Source organism: Cupriavidus mimosae (assembly GCF_023952485.1).
In the GTDB taxonomy this organism is placed as follows: domain Bacteria; phylum Pseudomonadota; class Gammaproteobacteria; order Burkholderiales; family Burkholderiaceae; genus Cupriavidus; species Cupriavidus taiwanensis_C.
The window spans coordinates 319,822-332,666 of record NZ_JALHRY010000002.1 but is presented as its reverse complement, the minus strand read 5'-3'; the positions used below and the strand labels follow the sequence as shown (position 1 = coordinate 332,666).

Annotated in this window: 10 protein-coding genes; 3 read left to right on the top strand and 7 right to left on the bottom strand. The window is 70.1% G+C overall.

Annotation, left to right across the window (positions count from 1 at the left end; all coding sequences use genetic code 11):
* Positions 1-47: 47 nt before the first annotated feature.
* The 3 genes from panC to MKD50_RS05500 form a co-directional block, all read right to left on the bottom strand.
* Positions 48-896, bottom strand: a complete 849-nt coding sequence (panC, locus tag MKD50_RS05510; protein ID WP_115704432.1) for a pantoate--beta-alanine ligase — start codon at positions 894-896, stop codon at positions 48-50.
* 138 nt (positions 897-1,034) lie between these two features.
* Positions 1,035-1,928 (bottom strand): segregation and condensation protein A, encoded by an 894-nt coding sequence (locus tag MKD50_RS05505; protein ID WP_115704430.1) that lies wholly within the window; start codon positions 1,926-1,928, stop codon positions 1,035-1,037.
* A gap of 40 nt (positions 1,929-1,968) precedes the next feature.
* On the bottom strand, positions 1,969-2,160 hold the full coding sequence (locus MKD50_RS05500; protein ID WP_018008060.1) for a DUF3460 family protein: 192 nt from the start codon (positions 2,158-2,160) through the stop codon (positions 1,969-1,971).
* 189 nt (positions 2,161-2,349) lie between these two features.
* On the opposite strand from MKD50_RS05500, the gene MKD50_RS05495 reads away from it, so the two are divergent.
* The 3 genes from MKD50_RS05495 to bamE are packed head-to-tail and all read left to right on the top strand — an operon-like array spanning position 2,350 to position 8,910.
* Positions 2,350-4,161 (top strand): autotransporter assembly complex protein TamA, encoded by a 1,812-nt coding sequence (locus MKD50_RS05495; protein WP_252666613.1) that lies wholly within the window; start codon positions 2,350-2,352, stop codon positions 4,159-4,161.
* The gene (locus MKD50_RS05490) at positions 4,161-8,318 is read left to right on the top strand and encodes a translocation/assembly module TamB domain-containing protein (protein ID WP_252666612.1); all 4,158 of its coding nucleotides are present in this window, start codon (positions 4,161-4,163) and stop codon (positions 8,316-8,318) included. The genes MKD50_RS05495 and MKD50_RS05490 overlap by 1 nt, the downstream gene beginning before the upstream one ends.
* 43 nt (positions 8,319-8,361) lie before the next feature.
* Complete coding sequence (bamE, locus tag MKD50_RS05485) at positions 8,362-8,910, top strand: outer membrane protein assembly factor BamE domain-containing protein (RefSeq protein WP_115704426.1); 549 nt, start codon at positions 8,362-8,364, stop codon at positions 8,908-8,910.
* A 58-nt stretch (positions 8,911-8,968) separates the two neighbouring features.
* Here the strand turns inward: bamE and MKD50_RS05480 are convergent, their stop codons facing one another.
* Genes MKD50_RS05480 through MKD50_RS05465 form a run of 4 tightly spaced genes read right to left on the bottom strand, consistent with a single transcriptional unit; the run spans position 8,969 to position 12,796 of the window.
* Positions 8,969-9,931 carry an ABC transporter ATP-binding protein gene (locus MKD50_RS05480; protein ID WP_115704424.1) on the bottom strand — a complete coding sequence of 321 codons (963 nt, stop codon included), beginning with the start codon at positions 9,929-9,931 and terminating at the stop codon, positions 8,969-8,971.
* Between the two features lie 24 nt (positions 9,932-9,955).
* Complete coding sequence (locus MKD50_RS05475) at positions 9,956-11,002, bottom strand: ABC transporter ATP-binding protein (RefSeq protein WP_115704422.1); 1,047 nt, start codon at positions 11,000-11,002, stop codon at positions 9,956-9,958.
* Positions 10,999-11,892, bottom strand: coding sequence for an ABC transporter permease (locus tag MKD50_RS05470; RefSeq protein WP_115704420.1), 894 nt, complete (start codon positions 11,890-11,892; stop codon positions 10,999-11,001). The genes MKD50_RS05475 and MKD50_RS05470 overlap by 4 nt, the downstream gene beginning before the upstream one ends.
* Entirely contained in the window at positions 11,885-12,796 is a 912-nt protein-coding gene (locus tag MKD50_RS05465; RefSeq protein WP_115704419.1) for an ABC transporter permease, read from the bottom strand. The genes MKD50_RS05470 and MKD50_RS05465 overlap by 8 nt, the downstream gene beginning before the upstream one ends.
* Positions 12,797-12,845 lie beyond the last annotated feature (49 nt).

Here is a 12,845-nt window from a genome sequence, read left to right as displayed (position 1 = left end):
CAGGCGCAAGGCCTGCCTTCTTTCTTTGGCGGACGCGGCTGCGTCGCTCAGATTTCCAGGTTGTCGATCAACCGGGTCGCGCCCAGTTTGGCCGCGGTCAGGATCACCAGCGGCTCGCCGGCGAGGAATTCCTCGCGCGTCGGCGCTTGCAGGTCGACGCGCTTGCGGATCGACACATAGTCCGGCTTCCAGCCACGCTGTTCCAGCGACGCGCGGGCGCCGGCCTCCACCGCCAGCAGGTCGGCCGAGGCGCGGTCGCCGCCCAGCACCGTGTCGCGCACGTCGTGCAGGGTGCGGTACAGAACGGGTGCCTCGGCGCGCTCGTCCGGACTCAGGTAACGGTTGCGCGACGACAGCGCCAGGCCGTCTTCGGCGCGCACGGTCTCGGCGGGAATGATGTCGATCGGCAGCGCAAACTGCTGCACCATGCGGCGCACGATCATCAGCTGCTGGTAGTCCTTCTTGCCGAACACCGCCACGCGCGGCTGCGCGCACGAGAACAGCTTCATCACCACCGTGCACACGCCCTTGAAGAAGCCGGGGCGGAACTCGCCTTCGAGGATATCGCCCAGGTCGTGCGGCGGCTCGACGCGGTATTCCTGGGGCTCGGGGTACATGTCGCGCTCCGAAGGCGCGAACAGCACGTAGACGCCTTCGCTCTGCAGTTTCTCGATGTCGTCCTGCAGCGTGCGCGGGTACTTGTCGAAATCCTCGTTCGGGCCGAACTGCAGGCGGTTGACGAAGATGGATGCCACCACCGGATCGCCGTGCTGGCGCGCCAGGCGCATCAGCGACAGGTGGCCTTCGTGCAGGTTGCCCATGGTGGGGACAAACGCGGCGCGGTTCTGGCCGCGCAACTGGTCCCGCAGCTCTTGGATGGAGGAAATGACTTTCATCTGCCTTGGTGTGCTGGTCGTGTAGGGGTGACCCGGACGCCGGTCCGCGGCGCGCGGCGGCTGCCGTGCCGGTCTGGGCCGGCTGTCGGCGGATTGTAGATCAACTGGGGCGGGGCTGGCCTCGGCGGTTCGGACGGGTCAGCTGGGGCTGTACGCCAATCGCACATAAATCGGCGCGAACGGCTCGGCCTGGGTGATCTCCACCAGCGATTCGCGCGACAGTTCCAGCATGGCGATGAAGTTCACCACCACCACCGGCACGCCCTTGCCGGAGCGCACCGCGTCCTCGAACAGCTCCGAGAACTCCATGAAGCGCGCATGCTGCAGCCGGCGCAGGATCTGGCTCATATGCTCGCGCACCGACAGCTCCTCGCGCGAGATCTTGTGGTGCTGGTTGAGCTTGGCGCGCTTGAGCACGTCGGCCCAGGCCGCCTGCAGGTCGACGGTTTCCACGTCGGGAAAGCGCGGCGCCAGGCTCTGCTCGATATACACCTGCGAGCGCAGGAAGTCGCGGCCCAGCTGCGGCACCGTATCGAGGCGCTGCGCGGCCAGCTTCATCTGCTCGTACTCCAGCAGGCGGCGTACCAGCTCGGCGCGGGGGTCTTCGGCTTCCTCGTCGCTGTCGGCCTTCTTGACCGGCAGCAGCATGCGCGACTTGATCTCGATCAGCATCGCCGCCATCAGCAGGTATTCCGCCGCCAGCTCCAGGTTGGTCTTGCGAATCTGCTCGATATACGACAGGTACTGCCGCGTCACCTGCGACATCGGGATGTCGAGGACGTTGAAGTTCTGCTTGCGGATCAGGTACAGCAGCAGGTCCAGCGGACCTTCGAAGGCTTCGAGGAAGATCTCGAGCGCGTCCGGCGGGATATAGAGGTCCTGCGGCAGCTTGAACAGCGGCTCGCCGTACAGGCGCGCGAACGCCATCCCGTCGACCATGTCGGCGGGGCCGGCCGGGCCGGCGGCGGCCGCGGGCGCCACGGCGGGCAGCTCCACGGGCAGCGGCAGCTTGTCCTGGTCGGCTGCGCTCATGGTGCAGTCGGCTCGGGTCCGGGCTCTGGGGCGGCGGGAATCAGTTGTCCTGCGAGTAGACGTAGGGCTTCTGCGCCACGCGCGAAGCCTGGGCGCGGGCGCGCTCTTCGAGGTCGATCGGTGCCTTGTCCCACAGCAGGGCGCGGCCGTCGCGCTGCTCGGCCTCCAGCGTCGGGCGCTCTTGCTTGAGCTGCTTCAGGAACTGGGTGATATCGGATTCGTAGAGGGCCATGTTCAACCGGGATGCACCCGTGCGGGCGCCAGATAGGTACAGTGGGCCATGATTTTACAGTATCGGCCCCCCGGGATGCACGCCAGACTGTAGCCGGAGGCCGCGAGGGCACCGCAGCGCGTGGGAAAGTTCCGGGCGCGCGGCCGGGTGTGGTCAAATACCGACTTTGTATGTGTGGACAATGGGGCGATGCCGCAAGACACCGCTAACACCGCTGACTGGCCTGGCCGTGCCGCCAGGCGTCCCGCCGCGCGCGCACTCGGCGTGCTCGGAGCGCTGGTGCTGGCCCTTGCCGCAAGTGCGGCCCCGGCCGCCTACAAGGTCGAGGTGGAAGCGCCCAAGCCGATCCGCGAGATGCTCGAGGAGCACCTCGACCTGGCCCGCTACAAGGACCGCGCCGACCTGTCCCAGGACCAGTTCGACTACATGGTCGAGACCGTCGGCGAGCAGGTGCGGGCCTTAGCCTCCACCGAAGGCTATTTCGATCCGACCACCACTACCCGCGTCGAGGGCGAGGGCGACAAGCGCGTGGTCCATGTGATGGTGGACCCCGGCGCGCGCACGCTGATCCGCAACGTCGACCTGCAGGTGACCGGCCCGGCCGCGACCCAGTCGCCCGAGCAGGTGGCGGAGATGAAAGCCAAGTGGGGCCTGCCCGCGGGCGAGCCGTTCCGCCAGGAGGCCTGGGACAAGGCCAAGGAAAACGCGCTGGTGACGTTGCAGAGCCACACCTACTACGGCGCGCGGCTGGCTGCGTCGCAGGCGCGGATCGAGCCGGACGAACTGCGCGCGGACCTGTCGACGCACTATGTCAGCGGCCCGGCCTACCGGCTGGGCGCGCTCAAGGTCACGGGCACGCGCCGCTACCCGGAACAGATCGTCTATAACGTCAACCCGCTCAGCGAGGGCGAGCCGTACCGGGTGGAGCGGCTGCTGGAGCTGCAGCGCGCGATCCAGAACCAGCCGTATTTCTCCAACGTGCAGGTCGACCTGGAGCCGCCGCCGGATGCCGAGCAGGCCCCGGACGGTGTGGTCACCGCGCCGGTGTCGGTGCGCGTGCGCGAATATCCGGTGCACCGGCTCAACAGCGGTGTCGGCTTTACCACCGATACCGGGGCGCAGGTCGAAGGGCGCTATTCCTACTACAACCTGTTCAACCGCGCCTGGACCTTCGATTCGCAGGCGCGCATCGAGCAGAAGCGTTCCTACCTGTTCGCCGAGGCGGCGATGCCGCCGTCGCGCGGTGCCTACCGCAACAGCGTCTACAGCAGCTACGAGCGCACCATCGACATCGAGAACACCGACACCACCAGCCTGCGCGCGGGCCTGAAGCGCTCGCGCTCGCGCGAGAAGTACGACGTGACCACGTCGCTGGATTTCTACTACGACAAGCTGCTGCCGCTGGGCCAGGCCAGCCAGATCAGCAAGGCGCTGGTGCCGGCGTTTGCCTGGACCCGGCGCGATGTCGACAACCCGGTGTTCCCGCGCCGCGGCAACGTGATCAACACCCAGATCGGGGTGGCCGCCAAGAACCTGCTCAGCGATGCCACCTTCCTGCGGCTGTACGGCCGGATCCGCCAGTACGTGCCGGTGGGCAAGCGCGACCTGGTGGTGGCGCGGCTGGAGCTGGGCGCCGACCTGACCGGCGACAGCGCCAGCCAGATCCCGGCGACGCTGCGCTTCCGCGCCGGCGGCACCGACTCGATCCGCGGCTACAGCTACCAGTCGATCGGCACGCCCAGCGGCGCCAGCATCCTGCCGGCCAAGTACCTGGCCACCGGCAGCCTGGAGTACCAGTACTGGTTCAAGCCGGACTGGGGCGTGGCCGTGTTCTGGGATGCCGGCACCGCCGCCAACGACCTGCGCGGCGTGACCATCTACAACGGCGTGGGCGTCGGCGTGCGCTGGCGCACGCCGGTGGGCCCGCTGCAGCTGGACGTGGGCTATGGCATCCAGGAGCAGCAGTTCCGGCCGCATATCTCGCTGGGGGTGGCGTTCTGATGAACGTGCACGACCTGCCTTCCGTGCCCGGCGGCGGCGACGCCGCGCCGCCATCCGGTCCGGCACCGCGCAAGCGCCGGCGGCTGTGGCGCGCGCTGGGCTGGCTGGCCGGCATCCTGCTGTTGCTGGTGGTGGTGCTTACGGCTGCCGGCGTGGCGGCGCTGCGCACCGAAACCGGCACGCGCCACCTGTGGACGCTGGCCACGCGGCTGTCGGCCGGCATGCTCAGCGGCCGCCTGGAAGGCGGCACCGTGGCGCACGGCCTGCGCCTGCGCGACGTTGTGTTTGCCAGCGGCCAGACGCGCGTCACGGTCGACCGCGTCGACGGCAGCTGGAACCTGAGCTGGCAGCCCCGGCGGCTGCATGTGCAATGGCTGCGCATCGGCAAGGCCGAAGTGCGGCTGGGGCCGTCGGAGCCCAGCACCGGACCGATGCAGAAGCCGGCTTCGCTCGAACTGCCGCTGGCCGTCGATGTCGATGCGCTGACGCTCGAGCGCCTGGCGCTGGTGCAGGGCCCGGCGCCCACGGCCGAGCCGATGGTGTTCGGCAACCTGTCAGGCGCGCTGCACAGCGACGGCCAGCACCACCGCGTCAGCGTCGACAAGCTGGAAACGCCTTACGGCAAGCTCGCCGCCAACGCGCAGCTGGGCGCCGCCGCGCCGTTCGCGCTCAGCGCCGAGGCCTTGCTGGAAAGCAGCTGGCAGGACGAGGCCTTTGCCGTCAATGCCACCGCCGACGGCAACCTCGATGCCTTGCGCGCCGAGCTGCAGGCCAGCGGCGACCGCATCCACCTGCGTGCCGGCGCCGACCTGACGCCGTTCGGCAAGGTGCCGTTCACGCACCTGCTGGTCGATGGCGACCGCATCAACCCGCGCCTGTTCAGCCGGTCGGCGCCGCAGGCCAACCTGACCGTGCATGCGGAGCTGCGGCCGGTGGATGGCGTGGCGGCCGGCAGCAATGCGGCGGGGGCTTCGGCGCCTGCGGCTTCCGCGCCGGCTGCCTCCGCGCCATCGGCGCCATCGGCGGCCTCGGCCCCCGCGGCCCCCGCGGCCGCGTCGGCGCCGCTGGCAGTCGCCGGCGAGATCGAGATCCGCAACCTGGAGGCCGGCCCGCTCGACCGGGAGCGGCTGCCGGTGCAATCGGTGCGCGCCCGCGTGGAACTGAGCGAGGCGGCGCAGGCGGTGTCGGACCTGCGCGTGGCGCTGGCGGGCAAGGCCGAGATCGCCGGCAGCGGCTCGCTGCGCGGCGGCCGCGGCGGCTTCGACCTGGACGTGCGCCGGCTGGACCCGGCGGCGCTGCATGGCTCGCTGACCAGCGCCAGCCTGTCGGGCCCGGTGGTGGTCCGCCTCGAGCCGGGCCGCCAGAGCGTGGCGCTGGACCTGTCCGGCGGCCAGCTCAAGCTATTTGCCGACGCCAGCATGGATGCCGAGACCGTGACCCTGGCCGCGCTGCGCGCCGTGGTCGGCACCGGCCTGCTGACCGCCGAAGGCAAGCTGGGGCTGAAGGACAAGCAGCCGTACAGCTTCAAGGGCAAGCTGTCGGCGTTCGATCCGTCGCGGCTGGCCAAGGTGGCCGCGGGCCGGATCAATGCGGATTTCAGCGCGACCGGCGAGCTCGCGCCGCAACTGGGCGTGGCGCTGGACTTCGCCGTGCATGAAAGCGAATACGCGGGCCTGCCGATGACCGGCGGCGGCAAGCTGCGCCTGGCCGGCGAGCGGCTGCTGCCGAGCGAGGCCGCGCTCAGCATGGCCGGCAACCAGGCCAGCCTGCGCGGCAGCTTCGGCGCGCGCGGCGATGCGCTCAGGCTGGCGGTCGACGCGCCGCAGCTGGAGCGCCTGAAGTTCGGTGTGGCCGGCAAGCTCAAGCTCGACGCCACCATCACCGGCACGCTGAAGAAGCCCGAGGTAGTGGCCGACTACAACGCGCAAACGCTGGAATTGGGCCCGCACAAGCTGGCCAGCGCCAGCGGCCGCGCCGAGATCCGCGGCGGGCTCGACGGCCCGCTGTCGGTGCAGCTGGCGGCGCGCGGCTACCGCGGCCCGCACGCCAGCCTCGCCACGCTCGACGCGACCCTCAACGGCACCCAGGCCAGCCACGCCTTCGACGTCAAGGCGGCCGGCAGCCTGAACCAGCGGCCCCTGCAGCTGGCGCTGGCAGGTCAGGGCGCGTGGCGGGGCAAAGACGGCTGGAACGGCACCATCCGCACGCTGGAAGAGCGCGGCACCGTCAACCTGCGCCTGGCCGCGCCGACGCAGCTGCTGGTGGCCGATCAGCGCGTGCGCCTGGGCGCGACGCGCCTGCTGCTGGACCGCGCCACGCTGGTGATCGACAGCCTCGACTGGGACCACGGCCGCATCCGCAGCGCCGGCAGCCTCGACGGCCTGCAGGTGGCGCGCGTGCTGGAGCTGATGGAAACCATCACCGGCGAGCGCCCGCCGGTGCGTTCCGATCTGGTCATCGACGGCCGCTGGAACCTGGCGCTGGCCGAGACCGCCACCGGCTTTGCGGAACTGCGCCGGCGCAGCGGCGACCTGTCGGTCAACGCGGGCCGGGGCTTCACCACGCTCGGCCTGGGCGAGACCAGCCTGCGCGCCGACGCCGGCGGCAACCGCATCGCGCTGCGCGGCGGCATGGTGTCGGGCCGCATCGGCAAGGTGGTGGTCGATGCCTCGGCCGGCCTGGTGCAGGAGCAGGGGTTGCAGACCGTGGGCCCGGCCTCGACGCTGGGCGGCACCGTCACCGTCGACGTGCCGCGGCTGAAGTCGCTGGAAGCGCTGACCGGCCCGCAATACGCCTTCGACGGCCGCCTGGCTGCGGCGATGCGGCTGGCCGGCACGGTGGCGGCGCCGCTGCTGACCGGCACCATCAACGGTGACAATCTTGCGGTGACGCTGTACGACCAGGGGCTGCGCCTGACCGACGGCACCGTGCGCGTGGTGCTCGACCAGAACACGGTCGAGCTCAGGCAGGTGGAGTTCCATGGCGGCGAGGGCAAGCTCACCGCCACCGGCAACGTCAAGCTGGGCGAGGCCGATCCCAACCTGACCGGCAGGATCGTCGCCGACAAGCTGCAGCTGTTCGCCAGCCCGGAACGCACCCTGGTGGTGTCGGGCGATGCCAGCATCGCCAACGAGAACAAGCAGGTGGTGATCCGCGGCAAGTTCCGCGTCGACCGCGGCCTGTTCGACCTGCCCAAGGCCGGGGCGCCGGTGCTGGGCGACGATGTCGTGGTGATCCGGCGCAAGGACCAGCGCGCGGTCAAGACCGCGGCCACGCCGGTGCCGGAAAGCAAGCCCGCCAGCCGCTTCAGCCCCGTGATCGACCTGACCGTCGACCTCGGCAACAACTTCCGCTTCCGCGGTGCCGGCGCGGACCTGCTGCTGGCCGGGCAGATGGGCGTGAAGAGCGAACCGCTGGCGCCGATGAAGGCCACCGGCACGGTGCGCGTCACCGACGGCACCTACGAGGCCTTCGGACGCAAGCTGGACATCGAACGCGGCATCATCAATTTCAACGGGCCGATCGACAACCCGAACATGAACATCCGCGCCATGCGTCGCAACCAGGAGGTCGAGGCCGGCGTGGAAGTCACCGGCACGGTGCGGCTGCCGCGCGTGCGGCTGGTGTCGGAGCCCAACGTGCCCGACGAGGACAAGCTGTCGTGGCTGATGTTCGGCTACGGCGCGGAAAGCGCCGGCGCCGGCCAGCAGCGCCAGCTGAGCGGCTCGGCGCTGGGCGGCGCCGCGCTGGGGCTGATCGGCGGCCGGGCCGGCAAGGGCATCGTCTCGCATTTCGGCATCGACGAATTCTCGATCGGGCCCAGCACCGCCGGCCTGAACGACCAGCAGGTGGTCAGCATGGGCAAGGCCATCACCGAACGCATGTCGGTGGGCTACGAGCAGAGCCTGACCTCGGCCTCGAACGTGGTGAAACTGACCTGGCAATTTTCGCGGCGCTGGTCGCTGATTGCCAAGGGCGGGTCCATCAACGGTTTGTCGGTCTTGTTCAACCGCCGCTTCGATACCTGGGCCAACCTGTTCAGCGGGGCCCCGAATCGCGGTACCAGGAGGAGCCAGCAGGATGAAAGCCAGCCACTCGACCCCCAGGGCGCCGCACAGGCGGCCTCGGCCGTCATCGCCGAGCCGGTGCGCCGATGACTTCCCTTCGACCTTTGCCGCGTCGCCGCGACGCCTTGCCGCCATGGGACTGATTGCCTCGATGCTTGCGCTGTTCGGCTGCGACCAGCAGAAGGTCGACGAAGCCATGAAGAAGGCGGGCGAGACCGCGCGCAACACCTGGAACGCGATCAAGCCCGACAGCGAGCTGTTCAAGGGCATCGTGCCGGGCCAGTCGACCGAGGAAGACCTGCGCCGCCAGGCCGGCAAGCCCGAGATCGTCTGGGAAGAGGCCGACGGCGCGCGCCGCCTGGAATACCCGCGCGGCCCCGAGGGCACCACCACTTGGATGGTCACCATCGGCGCCGACGGCAAGGTCGCTAAGATCGAGCAGGTGCTGTCGGCCGAGAATTTCGCGCGCGTGCGCGCCGGCATGAGCAAGGACGATATCCGCCGCCTGCTGGGCAAGCCCACCAAGGTGGAAGCGTTCGCGCTGAAGCAGGAAGAGGTGTGGGGCTACCGCTGGATGGAAACCTCGACCGACAAGGCCTTCTTCAACGTGCATTTCAACAGCGACGGCACCGTCACCACCACCTCGCGCAGCGACGATCCGTCGCGGATGCAGGGCGGCTGAGGCAGTTCGGCCGAGCCCCGCGGCCCGCGCCTGCCTCCCGCCTGCCTTCTGTGAAGATTCACTGCAGCAGGTGGCAGGCGGCCTGGTGCGCCGGCATTGCCGCGCCGGTGGTCGGGTCCAGCCGCCGCATCGGCGGCACCTGCGTCGCGCACGCCGGCAGCGCGCGCGGGCAGCGCGGATGGAACTTGCAGCCCGGCGGCGGGTGCAGCGCCGAGCCGATCTCGCCCACGATCAGGCCTTCGGCGGGCTGGTGGTCCGGGTCGGGCCGCGGCGCCGAGCCCAGCAGCGCCTGCGTATAGGGATGGCGCGGCGCGCCGAACACCGCGGCGCTGGGCCCGCTTTCCGCCAGGTTGCCCAGGTACATCACGCCCACCGCCGAGCTGAAGTGCTCCACCAGCGCCAGGTCGTGGGCGATCACCACATAGGCCAGCCCGAAGCTGCGCTGGATATCCGACAGCAGGTTGATGATCTGCGCGCGGATCGACACATCCAGCGCCGAGGTCGGCTCGTCCAGCACCATCAGCCGCGGGCGCAGCGCCAGCGCGCGCGCCACCGCGATGCGCTGGCGCTGGCCGCCGCTGAACTCGTGCGGGTAGAGCTCGAGCGCGCCGGGCGGCAGGCCAACGATCTCGAGCAGCTCCAGCAGGCGGGCGCGCAGCGCCGCGCGGTTGCCGCCCTGGCCGTGCGCCAGCAGCGGCTCGGCCAGCAGCATGCTGACCTTCAGCCGCGGATTGAGCGACGACGACGGGTCCTGGAACACTGCCTGCACCTGGCGCCGGTAGGCCAGCACGCCCTTGCGGTCCAGTGCCAGCACGTCCTGGCCATCGAAGCGGACGGCGCCGGCGCTGGGGCGCTCGAGCAGCAGCAACTGGCGCGCTATGGTGGTCTTGCCGCAACCGGACTCGCCCACCAGCGCAAAGGTCTGGCCGGCATCGACGGCAAAGCTGACGCCGTCGACGGCACGCACGGTGCCGCCGCGCGTAGGGAAATGCTTTTGCAGGTCTTGCACTTCAAGCAGCATGGCGCCTCCTGGCTTAACGCTGTCTCAGCCGGCCGAGGCCAGCCAGCAGCTGACCTTGTGGCCGGATTCGAGTTCGATCTCTGGCGGATAGGCGTCGTCGCACAGCGGCTTGCGGTGCGGACAGCGCGCCGCGAAGCGGCAGCCGTGCGGCGGGTCGACCAGGCTGGGCGGGCTGCCCGGGATGGCGTACAGCCGCTCGCGCCGGTCGCCGAAATGCGGGATGGCCTGCAGCAGCGCCTGCGTATAGGGATGGGCGGGGCGCTGGTACAGCGTGCGCACGTCGCCGGTCTCGACGATGCGCCCGGCGTACATCACCGCGACCCGGTGGCAGATGCTGGCCGCCACGCCCAGGTCATGCGTGATCAGGATGATGCCGACGCCGGTCTGCGCCTGGATCCTGCGGAACAGCGCCATGATCTGCACCTGGATGGTCACGTCCAGCGCCGAGGTGGGCTCGTCGGCCACCAGCAGCCGCGGCGCGCTGGCGATGGCCATGCCGGTCACCACGCGCTGGCGCATGCCGCCGCTGAACTGGTGCGGATAGTCGTCCAGCCGCGTCTCGGGCGACGGGATGCGCACGCTTTCCAGCACCTGCACCACCTGGCGCCGGCGCGCTGCGCGGCTGTGGGCAAGGCCGTGGTAGTGCAGCGGCGCGCCGACCTGGTCACCGACGGTGAACACCGGATTGAGCGAGGTCAGCGGATCCTGCGAGATCATGGCGATCTTGCGGCCGCGGTACTGCGCGCTCATGGTCTTTTCCGGCAACTGCAGCAGGTCCACGCCATCGAGCAGCACCTTGCCGCCCAGGCGCACGCCGCCCTGGCGCGGCAGCAGGCGCAGGATCGAGAGGATGGTCATGGACTTGCCGGAGCCCGACTCGCCCACCACGCCCAGGGTCTCGCCCTGGTTCACATGCAGGTCGACGCCGTCGACGGCGCGCACCATGCCGCGGCGCAGTTCGAGGTGGGTGGTCAGGCCCTGCACCGACAGCATCGGCGTGCCATGCGAGGACGTGGCGGGGGCGGCCGTTGGCAACGGGCGTTGGGTCACGTGCGGGTCCGGGCCGGTCATAGCTGCCTCCGTTTCGGGTCGAAGTGGTCGCGCAGCCAGTCGCCCAGCAGGTTGGACGCCAGGCACGTGGCCATGATCGCAAGCCCGGGCATGGTGATGGCCCACCACGCGTTGGTGATGTAGTTGCGCGCATCGGCCAGCATCAGTCCCCACGACACGTCGGGCTGCTGGATGCCCAGCCCCAGGAAGCTCAGCGAGGCCTCGAAGATGATCACCTGGCCCACCTGCAGCGTGGCCAGCACCAGCAGGGTGTTGAGCAGGTTGGGCAGCAGGTGGCGGCGGAAGATGGTGAGCGTGCCGCAGCCCGCCACGCGTGCCAGCGCCACGTAGTCGCGCTGCTTGAGCGACATCACCTCGCCGCGCACGATGCGCGCGTACCAGGTCCAGTAGGTCACCACGATCACCAGCACCACGGTGTTGAAGCCCGGGCCCAGCACCGCGGCCAGCACCAGCGCCAGCGCCAGCGCGGGGATCGACATCTGGATGTCGACCAGCCGCATGATGAGCGCATCCAGGCGGCCGCCGAAGTAGCCGGCCAGCATGCCCGCGGCAGTGCCGATGCCGCCGGAGATCAGGATCGCGTACAGCGCGACCACCAGCGAGATGCGCGTGCCGGCCATGATGCGCGTGAGCAGGTCGCGCCCCATGTTGTCGGTGCCGAGCGGATAGGCCCAGCTGCCGCCGGCCAGCCATGCCGGCGGCTGGAACGCGAGCCCGAGGTCGAGGCCGTTGGGGTCGTGCGGCAGCAGCGCGTCGCCGCCGACGGCGCAGGCCAGCAGCAGCGGCAGCACCGCCAGCGCAAACCAGGGCAGGTCGCGCAGGTTGCGCCGCGGGCGCTTGCGCACGGGCGCCGCGGGGGCGCCGGCAGGGGGCATGGCGATCTCAGGCATGGCGGATCCTCGGGTCGATCAGGCCGTAGCTCAGGTCGACCAGCAGGTTGGACAGCACGAACAGTACGGAGGTGAGCATCACGCCCGCCTGCACCACGGGAAAATCGCGCGCGAACACGGCCTCGACCACGGTGCGGCCGACGCCGGGCCAGGCGAAGATGACTTCGACCACGAAGGCGCCGCCCAGCATCGCCGCGAAGTAGACGCCGAGGATCGTCACCAGCGGAATCGCCGCGTTGCGCAGCGCGTACTTCCAGATCAGCACGCGCTCGGGCAGGCCCATGGCGCGGCCCATGCGGATGTAGTCGCTGTCGAGCACGTCGAGCATGGCCGAGCGCACCACGCGGGTCTGCGCCGCCACCGGATACCAGCCCAGCGCCATCGCGGGCAGCACCAGGCTGTGCCACGATTCGCGCCCGAAGGCCGGCAGCCAGTTCAGCTGCACCGCGAAGAGCAGGATCAGCAGCAGGCCGACCCAGAAGTTGGGCATGGCCTGGCCAAGCATGGCGAACACCTTGGCAAAGCGGTCGAACCAGGAGCCGCGGTAGACCGCCGACAGCACCCCGAATGGCACCGCCATCGCAATCGAGAAGCCCAGCGCGGCCAGCGCCAGTTCCACCGTGGCCGGCAGCCGCTCCAGGATCAGGCCGAGCGCCGGCTCCTGCCAGCGGTAAGAGTTGCCGAAGTCGCCGGTGACGGCGTTGCGCAGGAACACCAGGTACTGCGCCGCCAGCGGCTGGTCCAGGCCGAGGTGCTGGCGGGTCTGTTCGATGACCTGTGGCGGCGCGTCGGCGGGCAGCAGCAAGGCCAGCGGGTCGCCGGACAGGCGCGAGATCAGGAAGATGATCACGCTCGCGCCAAGGATGCTGATCAGGCCGTGCAGCAGGCGTCTTGCAATGGGCATGACAGGCTCCGTCGGAGATTCGTCAGCGGGGATGCCGCGTCCGGCACGG